At 63.3% G+C, this 20,039-nt stretch carries 18 protein-coding genes; 10 read left to right on the top strand and 8 right to left on the bottom strand.

Features of this window, described 5'->3' with window-relative positions; translation table 11 throughout:
• The first annotated feature begins 62 nt into the window (after positions 1-62).
• Positions 63-1,214, top strand: coding sequence for an MFS transporter (locus ACT9T4_RS13840; protein WP_042553266.1), 1,152 nt, complete (start codon positions 63-65; stop codon positions 1,212-1,214).
• Positions 1,215-1,343: 129 nt separating this feature from the next.
• Here the strand turns inward: ACT9T4_RS13840 and ACT9T4_RS13835 are convergent, their stop codons facing one another.
• Both ACT9T4_RS13835 and ACT9T4_RS13830 read right to left on the bottom strand, forming a co-directional pair.
• Positions 1,344-2,909: a phospholipase D family protein gene (locus tag ACT9T4_RS13835; protein ID WP_499117500.1), complete on the bottom strand. Its 1,566-nt coding sequence runs from the start codon at positions 2,907-2,909 to the stop codon at positions 1,344-1,346.
• Positions 2,910-2,957: 48 nt separating this feature from the next.
• Positions 2,958-4,391, bottom strand: coding sequence for an aminotransferase-like domain-containing protein (locus tag ACT9T4_RS13830; protein ID WP_179539137.1), 1,434 nt, complete (start codon positions 4,389-4,391; stop codon positions 2,958-2,960).
• Between the two features lie 178 nt (positions 4,392-4,569).
• On the opposite strand from ACT9T4_RS13830, the gene ACT9T4_RS13825 reads away from it, so the two are divergent.
• On the top strand, positions 4,570-4,812 hold the full coding sequence (locus ACT9T4_RS13825) for a DUF1127 domain-containing protein (protein ID WP_499117542.1): 243 nt from the start codon (positions 4,570-4,572) through the stop codon (positions 4,810-4,812).
• A gap of 67 nt (positions 4,813-4,879) precedes the next feature.
• Here ACT9T4_RS13825 and ACT9T4_RS13820 read toward each other — a convergent pair whose 3' ends face one another.
• Entirely contained in the window at positions 4,880-6,193 is a 1,314-nt protein-coding gene (locus tag ACT9T4_RS13820; protein WP_499117498.1) for an NAD(P)/FAD-dependent oxidoreductase, read from the bottom strand.
• 163 nt (positions 6,194-6,356) lie between these two features.
• Between ACT9T4_RS13820 and ACT9T4_RS13815 the strand changes: the two genes are divergently transcribed.
• Positions 6,357-6,710: a YkgJ family cysteine cluster protein gene (locus ACT9T4_RS13815; RefSeq protein WP_499117496.1), complete on the top strand. Its 354-nt coding sequence runs from the start codon at positions 6,357-6,359 to the stop codon at positions 6,708-6,710.
• A 228-nt stretch (positions 6,711-6,938) separates the two neighbouring features.
• On the opposite strand, the gene dadR is transcribed toward ACT9T4_RS13815, so the two are convergent.
• Positions 6,939-7,427 (bottom strand): transcriptional regulator DadR, encoded by a 489-nt coding sequence (gene dadR / locus ACT9T4_RS13810; protein ID WP_013789818.1) that lies wholly within the window; start codon positions 7,425-7,427, stop codon positions 6,939-6,941.
• A 155-nt stretch (positions 7,428-7,582) separates the two neighbouring features.
• Between dadR and dadA the strand changes: the two genes are divergently transcribed.
• The 6 genes from dadA to ACT9T4_RS13780 all read left to right on the top strand — a co-directional run bounded on the left by dadA (position 7,583) and on the right by ACT9T4_RS13780 (position 14,003).
• Positions 7,583-8,881, top strand: a complete 1,299-nt coding sequence (dadA, locus tag ACT9T4_RS13805) for a D-amino acid dehydrogenase (protein WP_499117494.1) — start codon at positions 7,583-7,585, stop codon at positions 8,879-8,881.
• Positions 8,856-9,206, top strand: a complete 351-nt coding sequence (locus ACT9T4_RS13800) for a RidA family protein (protein WP_042553259.1) — start codon at positions 8,856-8,858, stop codon at positions 9,204-9,206. The genes dadA and ACT9T4_RS13800 overlap by 26 nt, the downstream gene beginning before the upstream one ends.
• A 154-nt stretch (positions 9,207-9,360) precedes the next feature.
• Entirely contained in the window at positions 9,361-10,431 is a 1,071-nt protein-coding gene (alr, locus tag ACT9T4_RS13795; protein WP_499117492.1) for an alanine racemase, read from the top strand.
• A gap of 163 nt (positions 10,432-10,594) precedes the next feature.
• Positions 10,595-11,143: a cupin domain-containing protein gene (locus ACT9T4_RS13790; protein ID WP_042553257.1), complete on the top strand. Its 549-nt coding sequence runs from the start codon at positions 10,595-10,597 to the stop codon at positions 11,141-11,143.
• Positions 11,144-11,310: 167 nt separating this feature from the next.
• Entirely contained in the window at positions 11,311-11,733 is a 423-nt protein-coding gene (locus ACT9T4_RS13785) for a c-type cytochrome (protein ID WP_082045755.1), read from the top strand.
• Positions 11,734-11,864: 131 nt separating this feature from the next.
• Positions 11,865-14,003, top strand: a complete 2,139-nt coding sequence (locus ACT9T4_RS13780) for an acetyl-CoA hydrolase/transferase C-terminal domain-containing protein (protein ID WP_499117489.1) — start codon at positions 11,865-11,867, stop codon at positions 14,001-14,003.
• Here ACT9T4_RS13780 and ACT9T4_RS13775 read toward each other — a convergent pair.
• The gene (locus ACT9T4_RS13775) at positions 13,987-14,559 is read right to left on the bottom strand and encodes a xanthine phosphoribosyltransferase (RefSeq protein WP_042553254.1); all 573 of its coding nucleotides are present in this window, start codon (positions 14,557-14,559) and stop codon (positions 13,987-13,989) included. The genes ACT9T4_RS13780 and ACT9T4_RS13775 overlap by 17 nt on opposite strands.
• Before the next feature lie 196 nt (positions 14,560-14,755).
• Positions 14,756-15,646, bottom strand: coding sequence for a LysR family transcriptional regulator (locus ACT9T4_RS13770; protein ID WP_042553253.1), 891 nt, complete (start codon positions 15,644-15,646; stop codon positions 14,756-14,758).
• A gap of 117 nt (positions 15,647-15,763) precedes the next feature.
• Here ACT9T4_RS13770 and ACT9T4_RS13765 point away from each other — a divergent pair, with 117 nt between their 5' ends.
• A complete protein-coding gene (locus ACT9T4_RS13765; protein WP_499117540.1) occupies positions 15,764-17,119 on the top strand; it encodes an MFS transporter in 1,356 nt (451 codons plus the stop codon).
• 187 nt (positions 17,120-17,306) lie between these two features.
• On the opposite strand, the gene ACT9T4_RS13760 is transcribed toward ACT9T4_RS13765, so the two are convergent.
• Both ACT9T4_RS13760 and rep read right to left on the bottom strand, forming a co-directional pair.
• Positions 17,307-17,789, bottom strand: a complete 483-nt coding sequence (locus ACT9T4_RS13760) for a UPF0158 family protein (RefSeq protein WP_042553251.1) — start codon at positions 17,787-17,789, stop codon at positions 17,307-17,309.
• Positions 17,790-17,993: 204 nt separating this feature from the next.
• Positions 17,994-20,003 (bottom strand): DNA helicase Rep, encoded by a 2,010-nt coding sequence (gene rep, locus ACT9T4_RS13755; protein ID WP_042553250.1) that lies wholly within the window; start codon positions 20,001-20,003, stop codon positions 17,994-17,996.
• Positions 20,004-20,039 lie beyond the last annotated feature (36 nt).

Below are 20,039 nucleotides of genomic sequence, written 5' to 3'. Positions count from 1 at the left end.
CGATCAACCCAGCGGCCGGGCTCCATGGAGCCCGGCCGCTGTGCTTTGTCTCTGGAGTCGCAATGCGTTGGGGAACCTACTTCGCCGTTTGCGCGGCGGTGATCAGTATCGGCCTGGCGATGGGCACCACCATGCCGCTGGTGTCCTTGCGTCTGGAGAGCTGGGGTTATGGCTCGTTCGCCATCGGCATCATGGCGGCGACACCGGCCATCGGCGTGCTGCTCGGCGCTTCGCTGGCCGGGCGGCTGGCCTCGCGCTGCCCCACGCCGCGGCTGATGCAACTGTGCCTACTGGTCGGTGCGCTGTCGGTCGCCGGGCTGGCGTTGATGCAGAGCTACGCCGTGTGGCTGCTGTTGCGGCTGCTGCTGGGCGTGACCCTGACCGTGGTGTTCATCCTCGGTGAAAGCTGGATCAACCAGCTGGCCGTGGAAAAATGGCGTGGCCGCCTGGTCGCGCTGTATGGCACCGGTTATGCGCTGAGCCAACTCTGCGGGCCGTTGTTGCTGAGCGTGCTCGGCACCGATACGGATCTGGGCTTCTGGTTCGGTATCAGCTTGCTGATCAGCGGGGCGCTGTTGTTGATCGGCCGCACCGGCGCGCCCGTAGTCGATGCTCACAGCGCTTCGGGTCGAGGCTTGCTGGTGTTCTGCCAGCGCATGCCGGCGATCGCCTGGGCAGTGATGCTGTTCGCCGCCTTCGAGGCGATGATGCTCACCCTGCTGCCGATCTATGGGCTGCGTCAGGGCTTCACCCAGGAAGTCGCGCTGTTCATGGCCAGCGTGGTGGTGGTCGGTGATGCGGCGCTGCAACTGCCCATCGGCCTGCTCGCCGATCGTATCTCGCGGGTCACGCTGTTCCGCGGCTGCGGCGTGGTGCTGCTGTTCTCCAGCCTGGGAATTCCGCTGCTCCTGCATACGCCGCTGATCTGGCCGGTGCTGGTGCTGTTCGGCGCCAGTGCTGGCGGCCTGTTCACCCTGTCGCTGATCCTGATCGGCGAGCGCTTCCGGGATGATCAACTGGTGCGCGCCAACTCCCACGTGGCTCAGCTGTGGGGCATCGGCTGCCTGATCGGCCCGCTGGCGACCGGGGCGGTCAGCCAGTGGGTCAGTGGGCATGCCTTGCCAATCCTCATGGCGCTCGGTGCGGCAGGCTTCGTGTGGTTGGCTTGGCGGCCTGATGCATTCGACGAGCGCGTCACGCTAGCAGGCCGTTGAAAAACTACCTGCGTTGGCAATACTGCGTTAAAAACGGCCTCAAAATGCTCATTTACAACGCGTAAACTGCGCTTTTTCGGCCGTTTTTGCCTTGTCTTACCTGCCTCGCCTACGTTTTTCAACGGCCTGCTATAGCATCTTCTCCAGCCCGATGGCCCGCGAGAACCAGGCGTTGAAATGCTGCCAGCGGTTGCCGGGCTCTTCGTGCAGCTCGAACGCCTTGCCGTCGTCCTCACCGACCCAGACCATGCGCGTGCCGTTGCCGTCAGGCTGCAGGCGCACTTCATAGCTGACCGAGGGTTTCATGCCCTGCAGGGCCAGTTCGCGCAGGTAGGCAGCCAGCTTGGGGCTGTCCACCAGCACGCCCACTTCGGTGTTCCAGAGCACCGAGCGCGGGTCGACGTTGAAGGAGCCGACGAAGGATTTCTGCCGGTCGATCACCAGCGCCTTGCTGTGCAGGCTGGAATCGGAGCCGCCGCTGAAACTGTAGGCCGGTGGCGAGTCGGCACCCGGTTGGCGGCGCAACTCGAACAGGCGAATGCCGTGTTCGAGCATTTCCTGTCGGTAGGGTGCGTAGCCACCGTGTACGGCAGGTACGTCGGTGGCCTCCAGGGCATTGGTCAACAAGCGGATATCCACGTCCCGGTCGGCCAGGCCGGTGAGGAATTCGAGGCCCGCCTGGGCCGGCACGAAGTAGGCGGAAACCATCACCAGATCACTCTTGGTGGCCTGCAGATGGGGCCCCAGTTGGGTGGTCAGCAGCAGGTGCGGGTCCGGTTCGCCACTGGCCAGCACCTTGCTCGGCGCATCCCACAGGGCGGTGCCGGGGGCCCAGATCAGCTCTCCCAGCCATTTCTGCAACTGTGGCTCCTGTTGGTAGGCGAGCAGGCGCTTGTAGAGCGTCGGTTGCTCCACGCGGGCGGTGTCCAGGTAATCGCGCAGCCCCTTGCTTGCCTTGCCCAGGTCCTTTTGCGAAGGTCGCTGCCAGACGAACTGCTCGATGGGTTTGCTCAAGGAGCTGTTCCAGTACTGGTCGAAACTCTGCGACAGATCCCGTGCCACCGGGCCGACGGCCAGCATGTCGATGTCGGTGAAGTTCATGTTCGGCTCGGCGTCGAAGTATTCGTCGCCCAGGTTGCGGCCACCGACGATGGCCGCGGCACTGTCGGCCAGCCACAGCTTGTTGTGCATGCGCCGGTGCTGCTGCGACAGGTTCAGGCCACGGCCGAGCATACGCGTGACGCCGGTCATGCGGCCGAGGTGCAGCGGGTTGAACACGCGGATCTGGATGTTCGGGTGAGCCGCCAGCAGGGCGATCTGATAATCCTTGCCGTCGCTGGTGGTGTCGTCGAGCAGAAAACGAATCCGTACGCCACGATCCGCCGCTTGCAGCAATTCCTTGACCAGCGCCCGGGTGCTCAAGCCGTCATGCACGATGTAGTACTGCAGATCGAGGCTGTGCTGCGCCGCGCGGATCAGTTCGGCACGGGCCGCGAAGGCTTCATTGCTCGCCGGCAGCAGGCGAAACCCCGAGTGGCCCTGATGCTCGGCGGCACGTGCTTCAAGCGCCGCACCGAACGAGGAATCGGCCGCGGGAATCGCCTGGCTGGGCACGATGGGCACCTGATTGGCGCAGCCAGCGAGGCTCAGCAGAAGAATAAAGAGCAAGCGCAAGGGCACAGTCGCAGCCTCCATCGGCTGTCTGGGGAAGTGCTGATAGGACGCCGCTGCGCTTGAAAAGATTCAGTCTCTAGACTGCGGGGATTCTTCCAGCATGGCCGCCACGGTTTCGCCGACCTTGCGCACGGCCGCCTCGATGCTCGCGGTATGCCGTGAGGCGAAGTTCATGCGCAGGCAGTTGCGGTATTTGCCCGCTGCGGAAAAGATACTGCCCGGCGCGATCTGCACCTTGTGCACCGCCAGTTCGCGGTTCAGGCGCTGGCTGTCGAAGCCCTCCGGCATTTCCACCCAGATCATGAAGCCGCCCTGGGGCCGGCTGACCCGTACCGAAGGGGGAAAGTAACGGCTCACCCAGTCGCTCATCTGATCCAGGCCACGGGCGTACTGCGCGCGCATGCGGCGCAGATGGGGCTCGTAATGGCCGTCCTCGATGTACTCGGCCAGGGCCAGTTGCGGTAACTGGGCGGTGGCGCCGGTGCCCATGTACTTCATGTGCAGTACCTGATCGAGATAACGCCCCGGTGCTATCCAGCCAACCCGGAAGCCCGGTGCCAGGGTCTTGGAGAACGAACTGCAGAGCAGTACCCGGCCGTCGTCGTCATAGGATTTGATGGTGCGCGGGCGCGGGTAGTGGAAGGCCAGCTCGCCATATACATCGTCTTCGATGATCGCCACGTCGTGGCGCTGGGCGAGGGCCAGCAGGGCGCGCTTGTTGGCCTCCGGCATGATGTAGCCCAGCGGGTTGTTGCAGGTCGGGGTGAGCTGTATGGCCTTGATCGGCCATTGCTCCAGGGCCAGCTCCAGGGCTTCCAGGCTGATGCCGGTGAGCGGGTCGGTCGGCAGCTCCAGAGCTTTCATGCCGAAGCCTTTGAGCGCCTGCATCACGCCATGGAAACTGGGCGAGTCGACGGCGACGATATCGCCCGGTTCGCAGATCGCGCGGATCGCTGCCGATAGTGCCTCGTGGCAGCCGGTGGTGATGACGATGTCTTCATGGCTCAGCTGGCAGCCCGAATCCAGCGTCAGGCGGGCGATCTGCTCGCGCAGGCGCTGGTCACCGTGAATGCTGCCGTAGGTCAGGGTCTGCAGATCCTGCTTGCGACTCAGGCGCGACAGTGAGCGCAGTAGCGGCTTGAGGGTCGGGCTGTCGATGTCCGGTCGGCCGCGACCAAGCTGGATGAAATCGTTGCGCGGTGCAAAGGCGATCTGCTCCAGCACCTGATCCCACTGCGACACCTCGACTGGTCGCTGGGGGGCCCGACTGATCTTCGGCAGCGCTGGTTTGGCACGGCCCTGAGGGACGAAATAGCCGGATTTCGGCTTCGGCAGCGCGAGGCCGCGATCTTCCAGATGCCGATAAGCCTGCTGCACGGTACTCAGGCTGACCCCGTGTTCCTGGCTGAGGGCGCGCACCGACGGCAGGCGATCCCCCGGGCGATACAGGCCCTGTTCGATGCGCTCGCCAATCAGCTCGGCCAGGTTGGTATAGAGGGTCATGGTCGGCGCCTGTATGCAGGAATTGAATGAAAAACCGATACAGATAGCTGCGTAACCAACCATTCAGTTGGGTTTCGCCGATATCTGTATGGATTTAATTCCGTTTTTTTGGATCTGTCATGTCTTTTCATCGCTTGCCATCATGATCTCCCATGACCACCCGGTGCAGGAGAGCGAGATGAACGGATTAAGCGATGTGCGATTGACCCTCAAGAGCAGCGAACTCAATGGTGCGGCGCGCCAGCGTGTGGCGGAGCTGATGCCGGCGCGCGAGGCACTGGCCCATCGCTGGAAGCTGTTCATCCGCCGCCTGATGACTCGCCGCGCGTTGCACGAGCTGAGCGATGCGCAGCTTCACGACATCGGCCTGACCCGGGATCAAGCCCGCAGAGAAGCCTCGCTGCCGTTCTGGAAACTCTAGAGGCGGGCATGCAGCGCAGCGGTACCCGGAATTCTCCGTCCTGAGTATCGCTGCGCTGCGGGCTGCGTCAGGCCAGCTCTTTCAGCCGGTGCCAGAGCATACCCAGTGCCAGAAGCGGCGAACGCAGGTAGCGGCCGCCGGGGAAGGTCATGTGCGGCACCTTGGCGAACAGCTCGAAGCCGCCACCAGCCTGCCCGGTGATGGCTTCGGCGAGCAGCTTGCCGGCCAGGTGCGTGGCGTTCACGCCGTGGCCTGCGTAGGCCTGGGCATAAAAGACGTTGGGCTGATCCTTCAGTTGACCAATCTGCGGCAGGCGATTCGCGCCAATGCCGATCATCCCGCCCCATTGGTAGTCGATACGCACATCGTCCAGCTGCGGAAAGACGGCCAGCATCTTGGGCCGCATGTAGGCGGCAATATCCGCAGGGTCGCTGCCGGAATAGTGGCAGGCGCCGCCGAACAGCAAGCGACGGTCGGCGGACAGGCGGTAATAATCGACCGCCACCCGTTGGTCACAAAGCGCCATGTTCTGCGGGATCAGCGCGCTGGCCTGCTCCTCGCTCAACGGCTCGGTGGCGATGATGTAACTGCCAGCCGGCAGCACCTTGCCGCCCAGGGTCGGGTTCAGGTCGCGGATGTAGGCGTTGCAGCCCAGCACCAGTTGCCCGGCGCGCACCACGCCCTGAGCCGTGTGCACACGGATTTCACTGCCGTAGTCGATGCGTGTGGCCGCTGAATGCTCGTACAGGCGTACACCCAGGCTGTGTGCCGCAGCGGCTTCGCCCAAGGCCAGGTTGAGCGGGTGCAGGTGCCCCGAGCCCATGTCGATAAGGCCGCCGACATAGCGGTTGGAACCGACCACTTCGTGCATCTGTTCCGGTTGCAGCAGGCGCAGTTCGTGGCGATAGCCGAGGCTCTGCAGCTCGGCGGCGTCCTCGGCGAAACCGGCGAGGTTGCGGGGCTTGTTGGCCAGGTCGCAATAACCCCAGGTCAGGTCACAGGCGATGCCGAACTGTTCGACCCGGCGGCGCACGATCTCCACCGCTTCGAGGCCCATCAGTTTCAGCTCGCGTACGCCGCTGGCGCCGATCACCGACTCGAACTGCTCGACGCCGTGGCCGACGCCGCGAATCAGTTGCCCGCCGTTACGTCCGCTGGCGCCCCAACCGATCCTATGGGCCTCCAGCAACACCACCGACAGGCCCTTCTGGGCAAGCTCGATGGCCGTGTTCAGGCCGGAGAAGCCCCCGCCAACGATGCACACGTCGGCACGCTGCTCACCCTGCAGCGGCGGATAATCGACCTGCAGGTTGGCGCTCGCGGCGTAGTAGGACGGGGCATGCTCGGCGCTATGAACCGGCGGGTGGGCACGGGCGGTCATGTGCGAAATCCTGAGTTTTGTGTTTGTAAAAATTGACGAAGCATAAGCGCTGACTTTGCCCTGCGCCAACCCGCGATGGCGCGCAGAGGATGCTGCCGTCGCATCCTTTGCGGCGGGCGGGCTCGCCTGTACCATGCGCGCCATCCATTTCCGAGCCGTGACCATGAGCTGCACCAGCCGCAAGATTGACCTGCTGCGCCGACAGATCCCGCGCTTCGAGTGCGTGCCCGGCTGTCACGACTGCTGCGGCCCGGTGACCGCTTCGTCGGAAGAAATGTCGCGCCTGCCGCGCAAGACCGCCGCCGAGCAGGACGCCGCGCTGGCCGAGTACAACTGCGTCCACCTCGGCCCTCAGGGTTGTCAGGTCTACGACCAGCGCCCGCTGATCTGCCGCCTTTTCGGTACCACACCGAACCTGCCATGTCCGCATGGACGTGCGCCCGAGCAGCCAATCGAGGCAGGCGTCGAGCGCGAGGTGCATCAGCTCATCGCCAGCACGCGGCAGGTGCTGGTCTAGGCATTTGGCGGGGGCTGATGGTATCCACGCTCCCGTGTGAGAACGTTAACCGGGGCGTTGCGTCGGGCAGCAAGTAGGGTGGATAACGCGAAGCTTATCCACCAATCACGGCACAAGGCTGGGCCGGCGTTGAACCAACCGGTGGAAAACGCTTCGCGGTTTTCCACCCTACGGTCAGTTGCCGTTCGCCTAGCAACTTACCGCTCGAAACGCGCAGCTTGCCGCTGCTTACTCCGGCACCGGCAGCGCCAGGCTCTCCTTCACCTCTTCCATCACGATATAGCTCTTCGACTCGCGCACATGGGGCAACTTGAGGAGGATGTCGCCGAGCAGTTTGCGGTAGCTGGCCATTTCGTTGATGCGCGCCTTCACCAGGTAGTCGAAATCGCCGGATACCAGGTGGCATTCCAGTACGTGGGGCAGCTTGAGCACTGCGCGGCGGAAATCCTCGAAGGTGTCGCCGGATTTGTAGTCCAGGCTGATCTCCACGAAGACCAGCAGGCTGGCCTTGAGGTTTTGCGGATTGAGGCGGGCGTGGTAGCCCATGATGATGCCTTCGCGCTCCAGGCGGCGTACCCGCTCCGTGCAGGGCGTGGTGGACAGGCCGACCCGTTCGCCCAGCTCGGTGAAGGAGATGCGGCCGTCCTCCTGGAGGATGCGCAGGATGTTGCGATCGATCTTGTCCAGCTCGCGGCGGCTCTGATGTTGCGTACGCATGGTCGGCGCCCCTCCATGAAAGGCTGTTAAACCCAGAATTCCCTTCAAATATAGGTGTGTATACAGTGAAAAGCACTGCTATTCACTTTCTATACTGTACGCATCGACTTCTCGGAACGTAATACGCCAGTGCATCGTCGCGGCGGGGAGAACATATGCGGGTTCTGGTGCTTGGTAGTGGTGTGATCGGTACGGCCAGTGCGTATTACCTGGCCCGTCAGGGTTTCGAGGTGGTGGTCGTGGATCGCCAGAATGGCCCGGCCATGGAAACCAGCTTCGCCAACGCTGGCCAGGTCTCGCCAGGCTATGCCTCGCCCTGGGCGGCGCCAGGTGTGCCGCTCAAAGCCATCAAGTGGCTGCTGCAGAAGCATGCGCCACTGGCGATCAAGATGACCGGCGATATCGACCAGTACCTGTGGATGGCGCAGATGCTGCGCAACTGCACGGCCAGCCGCTATGCGGTGAACAAGGAACGCATGGTGCGCTTGTCCGAGTACAGCCGCGACTGCCTCGACGAGCTGCGTGCGGAAACCGGTCTTGCCTATGAAGGGCGCCAACTGGGCACCACGCAGATCTTCCGCACCCAGGCCCAGCTGGACAACGCTGCCAAGGACATCGCCGTGCTGCAGCAGTCCGGCGTGCCCTACGAGTTGCTCGACCGGGCTGGCATCGCCAAGGTCGAGCCGGCGCTGGCGGGCGTCACCGACAAGCTCGCCGGTGCCCTGCGCCTGCCCAACGACCAGACTGGCGATTGCCAGATGTTCACCCGCAAGCTGGCCGACATGGCCGCCACGCTGGGTGTGCAGTTCCGGTTCGGGCAGAACATCCAGCGCCTGGATTTCGCCGGTGATCGCATCAACGGCGTGTGGATCGACGGCCAGCTGGAAACCGCAGACCGCTACGTGCTGGCGTTGGGCAGCTACAGCCCGCAATTGCTCAAGCCGCTGGGCGTGCGCGCGCCGGTGTATCCGCTCAAGGGCTATTCGCTGACCGTGCCGATCACCAACCCGGCCATGGCGCCGACTTCGACCATCCTCGACGAGACCTACAAGGTGGCGATCACCCGTTTCGACCAGCGCATCCGCGTGGGCGGCATGGCCGAAATCGCCGGCTTCGATCTCAGCCTCGATCCGCGCCGCCGGGAAACCCTGGAGATGATCGTCGGTGACCTGTATCCCCAGGGCGGTGATCTGAGCCAGGCCGATTTCTGGACGGGCCTGCGCCCGGCAACCCCCGATGGCACGCCGATCGTTGGCGCAACACCCTATCGAAACCTGTTTCTGAACACCGGACACGGTACCCTAGGCTGGACCATGGCCTGTGGCTCTGGGCGTTTGCTCGCCGATATCATCGCCAGAAAGCGCCCGCAGATCAGCAGCGAAGGCCTGGATATTTCCCGTTATGGCACAACCAAGGAGTCGAACACCCATGTCCATACAGCGCCTGCGAACTGAGCCGCGTCTGAGCGAAATCGTCATTCACAATGGCACCGTCTATCTGGCCGGCCAGTTGGATGAAGACCACAGCGAAGGGATCGAGGCCCAGACCAAGGCGACCCTGGACAGCATCGATGCGTTCCTCGCCGAAGCCGGCACCGACAAGACGCGTATCCTGTCGATCACCATCTTCCTGAAGAACATCGATGATCGCGAAGGCCTGAACAAGGTCTGGGACGCCTGGGTACCGGCTGGCCAGTCTCCGGCCCGCGCCTGCGTCGAAGCCAAACTGTATTCGCCGGACGTGCTCGTGGAGATGACCGTGATTGCTGCTTTACCCTAAAGGCCGGCTCACGATCCAAACGAGATGTTCCGACTGCAATAAGGCGCTAGCAGCCGTTGCCGCTCCCACAGGCTGTAGGGTGGGCTTCAGCCCACCCAATCGAACGTCCGCACCCGCCTCAGTAGTATGTCTTCTTCCGTTATTCGAGATAACCATGCGTCCCGCCCGTGCCCTGATCGATCTGCAAGCCCTGCGTCACAACTATCAATTGGCCCGTGAACTGTCCGGCGCGCGCGCGCTGGCGGTGGTCAAGGCCGATGCCTACGGGCATGGCGCGGTGCGCTGCGCGCAGGCGCTACAGGGTGCAGATGGTTTCGCCGTGGCCTGCATCGAAGAGGCGTTGCAACTGCGCGAGGCGGGGATCAGCGGGCCCATCCTGCTGCTCGAGGGCTTTTTCGAAGCGGCCGAGCTGGAGCTGATCGACAGGCACGAGCTGTGGTGCGTGGTACACGCACAATGGCAACTCGAAGCCATCGAGCAGGCGTCGCTCGAGCGGCCGCTGAACGTCTGGCTGAAGCTCGACAGCGGTATGCACCGCGTCGGCTTTCATCCGGCCGACTATCAGGCCGCCTACCGGCGCCTGCTGGCCAGCGGCAAGGTGGCGAAGATCGTGCTGATGAGCCACTTCTCCCGCGCCGACGAGCTCGACAACGTGCGCAGCGACGAGCAGCTTGCGGTGTTCCTCGCGGCTCGCGAAGGGCTTGCCGCCGAGGTCAGCCTGCGCAACTCGCCAGCGCTGCTCGGTTGGCCGAGCATTCCCAGCGACTGGTCGCGCCCCGGCATCATGCTCTATGGCGCCACGCCTTTCGAGCAGGCTCACGATGTCGCGGCCCGGCTAAAGCCGGTGATGACTCTGGAGTCGCGGGTGATCAGCGTCCGCGACCTGCCCGCAGGCGAGCCGGTCGGCTACGGCGCGCGCTTCACCAGTGAGCGGGCCACCCGCGTGGGGGTGGTCGCCATGGGCTATGCCGACGGTTACCCGCGTCACGCACCGACTGGTACACCGGTGCTCATCGATGGCCAGCCATCGCGGATCATCGGCCGGGTGTCGATGGACATGCTGACCGTCGACCTCAGCGATCTGCCCGCTGCCGGGCTGGGCAGCCGTGTCGAGTTCTGGGGCTCCGGCGTGCTGGCCAGCGATGTCGCCATCGCGGCGGGTACCATTCCCTATCAACTGTTCTGCAACGTGCGACGCGTGCCGCTGATTTACAGCGAAAGCTAAGGGCGCTCGCCTGGCGGGTCTCCGTCCGGCATGGCAATCCCTCACGTTGAAACATCAACAGTCCTTGGCTCACGGGTGTTTCAAGGTGTTCAGACTGTTGTAAATACTGAACACTGTTGCCATGATACGGCCAATTCCATGTCTTCCCTGGGGGCATCCTGCATTGGACGTCGGTCTACGCCTGCAATCGATCCGTAAGCTCAAAGGGCTTTCCCAGCGCGAACTCGCCAAACGGGCGGGGGTCACCAACAGCACCATCTCGATGATCGAGAAGAACAGCGTCAGCCCCTCGATCAGTTCGCTGAAGAAGGTGCTGGCCGGCATTCCGATGTCGCTGGTGGAGTTCTTTTCCCTGGAGGCCGAGCAGGACAATCAGGTGCAGGTGGTCTATCGGGCAAGCGAGTTGACCGATATTCACAGTGGCGCGATCACCATGAAGCTGATCGGCAAGGCGCATCCGAGCCGCGCCATTTCCTTTCTCGACGAAACCTATCCGCCGCACAGCGACACCGGCCTGGAGATGTACGCCCATGAGGGCGAGGAGACCGGCATGCTGGTCGAAGGTCGTCTCGAGCTCACCGTCGGTGATGAAGTGTTCGTGCTCGAGAGCGGCGACAGCTATTACTTCGAGAGCAGCAAGCCCCATCGTTTTCGCAATCCCTTCGATCAACCCGCCCGGTTGATCAGTGCCACCACCCCGGCAAACTTCTAAAACCGTGAGCGGCAGCGTGGCAATTCACGCTGCCGTTGATCTGCGTCATGGGTTCAATAACCCTGCGACAAGTTGGGTCATTCCGGCCCCGTAGGGCAGTCGTTATAATTCTCGGGCTTGCGAAACCGTGGCCGCGAGCGTGACTAGCCACCCATGAGGGCGTACGTGTGAACCCAATCAGAAGCATGCTCGTAGTGCCGGCAATCGCCTTGGCGCTATGGGCCGTGAATGCCCAGGCTACTACAGACGAAGCGATTGCCGAGCGAATCAAGCCAGTAGGGCAAGTGTGCATTTCCGGGCAGGCGTGCAAAGGCGTCGAAGCTGTAGCGGCTGTCACCGGCGGTGCCGCACGTAGCGCCGACGACATCGTGGCCAGGCACTGCACGGCCTGCCACACGCCGGGATTGCTCGGTGCGCCGAAGATCGGTGATACCGCTGCCTGGAGAAACCGGGCAGACGAGCAGGGCGGTATGGATGGCATCCTTGCGAAGGCGATTGCCGGTATCAATGCGATGCCGCCGAGGGGCACCTGTGGTGACTGCTCAGACGACGAACTGCGCGCCGCCATCGAGAAGATGTCCGGGCTCTAGGGCCCGTCCACGCCGTATCAGAGCCGCCTTCGGGCGGCTTTGTCATTTCAGAGTGATGACAAAATTGCAGCAAAAGGCCAGATCGGGCAGTCCAACGCACACTGCCGAGACCATTCTGCCTGGAGAGCTGCATGCCCCAACAGTGTTCCATCGAGCAAGCCGTCGAGCGCATTCTTGACGAAATCGACGGCCCTATTCGTCTGGGCCTGCCACTGGGGCTGGGCAAACCCAATCGCTGGGTCAATGCCCTTTACGCGCGTCTGCGCGAATGTCCCGAACGCCAGCTGACCATCTACACAGCCCTGTGCCTGGGGCGGCCCCGTGCTGGCCAGGATTTGCAGCAGCGCTTTCTCGACCCCTTCGTCGAGCGTGTATATGGCGATTATCCGGAGCTGGACTTTCTCGCCGACTTGCAGGGCGACACGTTGCCAGCCAATGTGCGGGTCGAGCAGTTCTTTCTGCAGCCCGGCAGCCTGCTCGATAGCGACTCGGCCCAGCAGGATTACACCAGCAGCAATTACAGCCACGCTGCCCGCGACATCAACGCCAAGGGCGTCAACGTGGTAGCGCAACTGGTCGCTGAGGACAGCAGTCGGCCCGGCCATTTCAGTTTGAGCTGCAATCCGGATATCACCCTGGACCTGCTGCCCCTGCTACAGGCAAGGCGTGAGCGCGGCGAAACCATCCTCTGCCTCGCTCAGGTCCACGGCCATCTGCCCTACATGCCGGGCGATGCCGAGTTGCCCCGTGAAACCTTCGATATTCAGCTACAGGAAAACGAAGCCAGCACGCTGTTCTCCACGCCGAACATGCCGGTGACGGTGCAGGACCACTGCATCGGCCTGCACGCCAGCGCTCTGGTGCGTGATGGCGGCACCTTGCAGATCGGCATTGGCGCGATGGGCGATGCGGTCAGCGCAGCCTTGCTGGCGCGCCACGCCGATAACCCCAGCTACCGTGCGGTGCTGGCCGACTTGCACGACGGTCAGGCGCATCCGCTGACTGCGCTGCTCGGCGATCAGCAACCGTTCGACGTGGGGCTGTACGGTTGCAGCGAGATGTTCGTCAATGGCCTGCTGGCGTTGACCGACGCCGGTGTGATCCGCCGCGTCGTTTACCCCGACGTGCGGGTACAGCGTCTGGCCAGCGCCGGTGCGCTGGATGCCAATGGCCAGCCACGCGGCGTGCAGGCCATGCTCGACGCCGGGCTGCCGGAGCGCCTGGATGAAGCGACCCTGAACTGGATGCAGGAGGGCGGGCTGCTGGATGCCAACCTCAAGCTGCAGGGCGAGAACCTGCTACTGCCGACCGATCAGCAATGCTCCACCGAACTTTCCGACCCACTGAGTCAGGCGGCCCTGCGCGATTACCTGACGCCGGCCAAGCATGGCGTGTGGGTGCATGGCGGCTTCTTCCTGGGCCCGCAATCGTTCTATCAGCGTCTCGCCGATATGGATGCCGGGCAGCGCAGTCGCTTCGGCATGACCGGCATCGGCTTCATCAACGAGTTGTACGGCGAGGAGGCGCTCAAGCGCCTGCAGCGCGTCGAGGCGCGCTTCATCAACAGCGTGTTCACCGTCACCCTGCTTGGCGCGGCGGTGGCCGATCAGCTGGAAGATGGCCGCGTGCTCAGCGGCGTGGGCGGGCAGTACAACTTCGTCGCCCAGGGGCACGCATTGCCGGATGCGCGCTCGATTCTGCTGCTGCGCAGCTGGCGCGAATCCGCAGGCGAGGTGACATCCAACATCGTCTGGGAATATGGTCACGTGACCATCCCGCGGCATCTGCGCGACGTGGTGATCACCGAATACGGCATCGCCGATCTGCGCGGCAAGACCGATGCGCAGGTGATCGAGGCCTTGCTGAGCGTCAGTGATTCACGCTTTCAGGCGCAGCTGATGGAACAGGCCATCGAGGCCGGCAAACTGCCGAAGGATTTTCAGCTCGACCCGCGCTTCACGAGCAACACCCCCGAGCGTTTGCAGGCGATTGCCGATCGGCATGGGGCGTCATTCGCGGAGTATCCACTGGGCAGCGATTTCAGCCCGGAGGAGCAGGACTTGTTGCGCGCCTTGACCTGGTTGAAGGGCAAGTTCCGACTGAGCGAAGTGCTGGAACTGGGCAAGGCGGCGCTCGATCCACCGCCCGCCGAAGACTTTCCCGCGCACCTGCAGCGCATGTCGCTGGAGCAGCCCGACGGCTTGCGCGAGGAGCTGTACCAAAGGCTGCTGTTGAGCGGGCTGAAGGCGACGACTATTCGAGGAACGTGACCTTGCCGCCGGCCAGGGACTGGATGCGTGCCAGGGACTCGATGCGATAGCCCTCGGCGTCCAGCGTTGCACGGCCGCTCTGGAACGACTTCTCGATGACCACGCCGATACCGGCGATGCTGGCGCCAGCCTGGCCGACCAGATCGATCAGCGCCTTGGCGGCGTGGCCGTTGGCCAGGAAGTCATCGACCAGCAATACGTGGTCATTGGCATTCAGGTGCTTGGAGGAAATCGCCAGGGTGCTCTCGGTCTGCTTGGTGAACGAGAACACCTTGGAGATGTAGAGGTTGTCGGTGAGCGTCAGCGACTGGTACTTGCGCGCGAAAATCACCGGCACGCCCAGCTCCAGGCCAGCCATCACCGCCGGGGCGATACCGGAGGCCTCGATGGTGACGATCTTGGTGATGCCCTGACCTTTGAAGCGTTCGGCGAACTCGTGGCCGATCTGCTGCATCAGCTGTGGGTCGATCTGGTGATTGAGAAAGGCGTCGACCTTGAGCACCTGCTCGGACAGGACGGTACCTTCACTGCATATCTTCTGTTTCAACGACTCCACGATCGATCCTCTGGGCTCAAGAGCAAAGCGGCGGATTTTCCCTCAAATTGCCGATCATTTGTAGCGAAACCGCACCGCTCGCCACTTGGCGTCCGACGGCTGACCCGCAGGCAGTACCTGTGCAGCCAATATCGCGGCCAGGGTTTGTTGACGTTAGCAGCGCAAGCCGCGTTGCAGCGAGAAACCTCGACAGACCTTAGGCACGGCCCCAGCGCTCGAACAGGATCTGCGTGAATGCGGTGATCCGTGGCGAGCGTTGTCGTGATGGTGGGTAGACGATGGCGATTTCCCGCTGGCGCCCAGCGAAGGGCTGCAGCACTTCGATCAGGCGCCCGGCGGCAAGGTCATCGGCCACCGCGAAGTCCATCAGCTGGGCGACCCCCAGGCCAAGGCGAGCGGCTTCGAGCAGGGCGTCACCGTTATCGAAGATCAGCCGGCCGCTGGCCTCCACATCTCGTGGTCGACCGGTATCGATGAACTGCCAGGCGACCAGCTTTCCGTCCCGTGGATTACGTACTGCCAGGCAATCGTGACTGGCCAGGTCGTCGAGGTGCTGCGGTACGCCGCGACGAGCGAGGTAAGCGGGCGTGGCCACGCAAGTCCAGCGCGTGGCCCTGAGTGGGCGGGCGATCATGCGCTGATCGTCGATACGCCCGGTGCGCACGGCAAGGTCGAAGCCGTCCTCGACGATATCCACCACCCGGTCGCTCAGGGTGCTTTCGATGTGCAACTGTGGATAACGCTGGCTCAATTCGCCCAGCAGCGGCAGCAACACGATGCGCCCAAAGGCCGAAGGCGCGGTCAGGCGCAACACGCCGCTAGGCTCGCAGCGGCGGTCGAGCAACTCCCGTTCGGCATCCTCCAGGCCCGCGAGCAGGGGCGCGCACTGGTCGCGCAACAGGGTGCCGTCGGGCGTCAGGCTCACGCTGCGAGTATTGCGGTTGAGCAGGCGTGTGCCCAGTTCCCGCTCCAGGCGAGCGATGGCGCGTGACAGACCGGACTGAGTCAGGCCCGTGGCATGCGCGGCAAGGGTGAAACTGCGCAGCTCGGCCACCTTGAGCAGCAATTGCACGGCGTTCAGATCCATGATTTTTATCATCATTGAAAGGATTTGTAGCGTATTTATCATCTGTGACGCATGAATGAAACTGCAGAGCCGTCCATTAGCAGAGTTCTGTGCATGCCGTCTTCCCGTCCCCGCCTGATGCTGGCGCTACTCGCCTGCGCCCAACTGATCATCGCCCTGGATGCGACCATCCTTTTCGTCGCCCTGCCGAGCATCGGCGACGAGCTGAGGTTCTCCGCGCAGCAACTGCAGTGGGTGATCAGCGCCTACAGCGTGGCTTTCGGTGGTTGCCTGCTGCTCGGTGGGCGTTGCGCCGACCTGCTTGGTCGCCGCCGCATGTATCGCATCGGCCAGACCCTGTTCGCCGTGGCGTCTCTGGCCGGTGGTTGCACGGATTCGCCATGGCTGCTGGTACTGGCCCGGGCGCTGCAAGGGGTTGGCGCGGCGATGCTGTTCCCCGCCACGCTGGCACTGATCAATGGCAACTTCGCCGAAGGGGCCGCGCGTAATCGAGCGTTGGCGATCTGGAGTGCGGCATCGGCTGCCGGCCTGGCATTGGGGGCGTTACTGGGCGGTGTGTTGACCCAGGGCTTCGGCTGGGAGGCGGTATTTCTCGTCAATGTGCCGCTGGCAGGCGGCTGCGCCTGGGCGGCGGGGCGCTGGATCGGCGAAGACGCACCGCTCGACAAGGGTCGCAGCTTCGATCTGCCTGGGGCGTTTTGCGTCACCGCCGGGGGCAGCCTGCTGGTGCTGGCATTCATCCAGGGGCCGGAGTGGGGCTGGGCGACGCCTGAAGTTGTCGGTGCCTTCGGGCTGGCTGTGCTGTTGCTGGGGTTGTTCGTGTGGATCGAACGCAGGGCCGCAGATCCCCTGATGCATCTGCAACTGTTACGTCGCCGCAGCCTGTGGCTGGCGATGCTGATCACTGCGGTGTTCATGAGCAGTTTTGGGGTTCAGTACTACTTCCTGGCCATCTACTACGGGCAGGTGTACGGCTTCAGTGTGCTGCAAACCGGTCTGGCGTTTCTACCGGCGACCCTGGTGTGCACGCTGGGTATTGCTCTGGCCGAACCGATGCTGGCCCGCTTCGGCCCGCGCGTGACGCTGCTCCTGGGGCTGCTGGCCGGCGCTCTGGGCATTGCCTGGCAGACGTTCGGCCTGGCTCGCGTCGACGGCTATCTGCAGTTGTTGCCGGCCATCACGCTGCTGAGCCTGGGTCAGGGCATGACCTGGACGGCGATGTGGGTGTGCGCGGGGCAGGGCATCCCCACCGGCCAGCAGGGCGTGGCGTCCGGCATGACATCTACCGTGCAGCAGATCGGTGGGGCGCTTGGCCTGGCCATTCTGGTGTCGGTTGCCAATGCCACCGAGGATCCGGTGCAGGGGTTGAACCGGGCCCTTTTCTTCAGTGCCCTGATTGCCGTGTTCGGCGCGTTGCTGGCCATGGGCTTGCGCCGGCCGGCGGTGCAGCCGGTGTATCAACCGCAACGTTAGGGTCTGTTGACGTTTCAGCGCGCGCCGCGTTGCCGCGAGAACTCTCGCCAAGCTAGGCGGAGGACGCAGGGAATGGCATTCCCTTTTCAAGTCCTCCAACGACGCATGGCGAGATTTCCCGCGCAACCCGTAGGGCTCCGGCGCGGCCGTGCGTGAAACGTCAACAGACCCTGGCAGGCTGTCCGGCTCAGGCGCTTTTGGTCAGCCGCCGCAGGATGTCCTTGGGAATGCCACGGGTGTCCAGTGGCAGTTTGTCCGGCGCCGGTTCCAGGCCCAGTTCGAACAGCCAGTTGAGGGCGTATTCGCGCAGTTGCTTCTGTTCGTAGTCTTGCCATTGCTGGCGTAGCACGGGGAAGTAGTCGATTTCGTAATCGAATGAGCGCAGCGGCTTGCGCCCGGTCAGTGCGGCGCTGAGCAGCGGGTGTGCGTTGAGATCGTTGAGGGTGAACAGAAAGGACTCACGCATGGCCACGCGCTGGACTACGTCGAGGTTGGGCACCGCGGCGTAGCGCTCGGGGTTCAGCTGGACCTGCTGATGTTCGTCGCTGCCCTGATCGTCCGGCGACAGGCTCAGAACCGTACCGGCCTCCAGGTCGAGCCAGTGCTCCAGGGTTTCGCGACCATTGATCAACGGGGTCAGGGTATCGAGGTCGAGAGTGAGCGTGCGCATGGTTCCGGGCCTCTTGCAAAGGTAGCTTGGCGATAACGAATGGCCGGCGGCAACTACCGGCCTCTCATTCTGACTACGAAATGTTACGCAGGTGCCCGTGAAGGTATTGGGCGCGGCGAAAACCTGACCTGGGTTGCGCGGCGCGACATCCGGAGCATTTCCCCGGCTGTCGTAGCGCTCGGCCGGGGCCACCGATTGCTCGTATCAGCGCTTGAGCATGGCGCGCATGCTGGCCAGGGCGTCGTTGCCGCGAGCGGCTTTGACCTCCACCGGCGCCTCTTCCATGCCTTCCCAGGTAAGGTCCTCGGGCGGCAGTTCGTTGAGAAAACGGCTCGGCGAACAGTCGATGATCTCGCCGTACTGCTTGCGCTTGGCGGCGAAGGTCAGTGCCAGGTTGCGCTTGGCGCGGGTGATGCCCACATAGGCCAGGCGCCGTTCTTCTTCGATGGTGTCGGCTTCGATGCTGGAACGGTGGGGAAGAATTTCCTCCTCGAAACCGATGATGTACACCGAAGGGAATTCCAGCCCCTTGGAGGCGTGCATGGTCATCATCTGCACACCGTCGGCGCCATCCTCTTCTTCCTGCTGCCGTTCGAGCATGTCGCGCAGTACCAGCTTGCCGATGGCGTCCTCGATGGTCATGTCGCCCTCTTCGTCCTTGTCGAGGGTGTTCTTCAGGGCATCGACCAGAAACCAGACGTTGCCCATGCGCGCGTCCGCGACCTTGTCGCTGGAGGCGTTCTGGCGCAGCCAGTTCTCGTAGTCGATGTCCATCACCATGCTGCGGATGGCGGCGATCGGCTCGTTGACCACGCATTGTTCGCGCACGCCGTCCATCCAGCGTTTGAAGCGTGCCAGGCGCTCGGTGTAGCGGCTGTCCAGGTGCTCGCCAAGGCCGATTTCGTCGCTGGCGGCGTACATGCTGATCTTGCGTTCGTTGGCGTAGTTGCCGAGCTTTTCCAGGGTCGTGGAGCCGATCTCCCGGCGTGGCACGTTGATCACCCGCAGAAAGGCATTGTCGTCGTCCGGGTTGACCAGCAGGCGGAAGTAGCTCATCAGGTCCTTCACTTCCTGACGGGCGAAGAAGCTGGTGCCACCAGACAGGCGATAGGGGATCTGGTGGTGCTGCAGCTTCAGCTCCATCAGCTTGGCCTGGTAGTTGCCCCGATAGAGGATGGCGAAATCACTGTAGGGGCGCTGGGTGCGCAAGTGCTCGGTGAGAATCTCCAGCGCCACGCGCTCGCACTCGGCGTCTTCGTTGCGGGTGCGGATCACGCGGATCTCGTCGCCCATGCCCATCTCGCTCCACAACTGCTTTTCGAACGCATGAGGGTTGTTGGCGATCAGCACGTTGGCGCATTTGAGGATGCGGCTGGTGGAGCGGTAGTTCTGCTCGAGCATCACCACCTTGAGCGACGGGTAGTCTTCCTTGAGCAGGTTGAGGTTCTCCGGTCGCGCACCGCGCCAGGCGTAGATCGACTGGTCGTCGTCGCCCACCACGGTGATCTGGTTGCGCATGCCCACCAGCAGCTTCACCAGCAGGTACTGGCTGGAGTTGGTGTCCTGGTACTCGTCGACGAGCAGGTAGCGGATGCGGTTCTGCCACTTCTCCAGAATGTCGGTGTGTTCCTGGAACAGCTTCACCGGCAGCAGGATCAGGTCGTTGAAATCCACCGCGTTGTACGCCTTGAGCGTGCGTTGGTAGTGCAGGTAGACGATGGCGGCCGTCTGCTCCTTGGGGCCGCGAGCATTGGCCAGGGCCTCGTCAGGCAGGATCAGGTCGTTCTTCCAGCTGTCGATGTAGTTCTTGACCTCATCGGCACCGTCGTCGCCGGCGTACTCCTTCTGCATGATGTCCGTCAGCAGCGCCTTGATGTCGCCGTCGTCGAAGATCGAGAAGCCGGGCTTGTAGCCCAGGCGCGCGTATTCCTTGCGGATGATGTTCATGCCCAGGTTGTGAAAGGTCGACACGGTCAGGCCGCGGGCCTCGGGGCCTTTGAGCAGGGTGCCGACACGCTCCTTCATCTCGCGAGCGGCCTTGTTGGTGAAGGTCATGGCGACGATGTGCTGGGCGCGAATTCCGCAGTTCTGTACCAGATGGGCGATCTTGCGGGTGATCACGCTGGTCTTGCCGGAGCCTGCGCCGGCGAGCACCAAAAGAGGGCCGCCGACGTAGTTCACGGCTTCCTGTTGCCGGGGATTGAGTCGGGACATCGTGTTTATCGCGAAGGGAAATGGCCACGCATTTTA

The sequence above is a fragment of the Pseudomonas sp. SZ40 genome, assembly GCF_052958135.1.
The sequence above is the reverse complement of the archived record's forward strand: the minus strand, read 5'-3'. Positions and strand labels throughout refer to the sequence as shown.

What these genes read in the sequence shown, in the direction of transcription:
- rep (WP_042553250.1), bottom strand. Translation starts at nt 20,003, where the DNA reads ATGTCCCGACTCAATCCCCGGCAACAGGAAGCCGTGAACTACGTCGGC.
- dadA (WP_499117494.1), top strand. Translation starts at nt 7,583, where the DNA reads ATGCGGGTTCTGGTGCTTGGTAGTGGTGTGATCGGTACGGCCAGTGCG.
- alr (WP_499117492.1), top strand. Translation starts at nt 9,361, where the DNA reads ATGCGTCCCGCCCGTGCCCTGATCGATCTGCAAGCCCTGCGTCACAAC.
- ACT9T4_RS13830 (WP_179539137.1), bottom strand. Translation starts at nt 4,391, where the DNA reads ATGACCCTCTATACCAACCTGGCCGAGCTGATTGGCGAGCGCATCGAA.
- ACT9T4_RS13840 (WP_042553266.1), top strand. Translation starts at nt 63, where the DNA reads ATGCGTTGGGGAACCTACTTCGCCGTTTGCGCGGCGGTGATCAGTATC.
- ACT9T4_RS13820 (WP_499117498.1), bottom strand. Translation starts at nt 6,193, where the DNA reads ATGACCGCCCGTGCCCACCCGCCGGTTCATAGCGCCGAGCATGCCCCG.
- dadR (WP_013789818.1), bottom strand. Translation starts at nt 7,427, where the DNA reads ATGCGTACGCAACATCAGAGCCGCCGCGAGCTGGACAAGATCGATCGC.
- ACT9T4_RS13765 (WP_499117540.1), top strand. Translation starts at nt 15,764, where the DNA reads ATGCTGGCGCTACTCGCCTGCGCCCAACTGATCATCGCCCTGGATGCG.
- ACT9T4_RS13760 (WP_042553251.1), bottom strand. Translation starts at nt 17,789, where the DNA reads ATGCGCACGCTCACTCTCGACCTCGATACCCTGACCCCGTTGATCAAT.
- ACT9T4_RS13770 (WP_042553253.1), bottom strand. Translation starts at nt 15,646, where the DNA reads ATGGATCTGAACGCCGTGCAATTGCTGCTCAAGGTGGCCGAGCTGCGC.
- ACT9T4_RS13815 (WP_499117496.1), top strand. Translation starts at nt 6,357, where the DNA reads ATGAGCTGCACCAGCCGCAAGATTGACCTGCTGCGCCGACAGATCCCG.
- ACT9T4_RS13825 (WP_499117542.1), top strand. Translation starts at nt 4,570, where the DNA reads ATGAACGGATTAAGCGATGTGCGATTGACCCTCAAGAGCAGCGAACTC.
- ACT9T4_RS13800 (WP_042553259.1), top strand. Translation starts at nt 8,856, where the DNA reads ATGTCCATACAGCGCCTGCGAACTGAGCCGCGTCTGAGCGAAATCGTC.
- ACT9T4_RS13835 (WP_499117500.1), bottom strand. Translation starts at nt 2,909, where the DNA reads ATGGAGGCTGCGACTGTGCCCTTGCGCTTGCTCTTTATTCTTCTGCTG.
- ACT9T4_RS13780 (WP_499117489.1), top strand. Translation starts at nt 11,865, where the DNA reads ATGCCCCAACAGTGTTCCATCGAGCAAGCCGTCGAGCGCATTCTTGAC.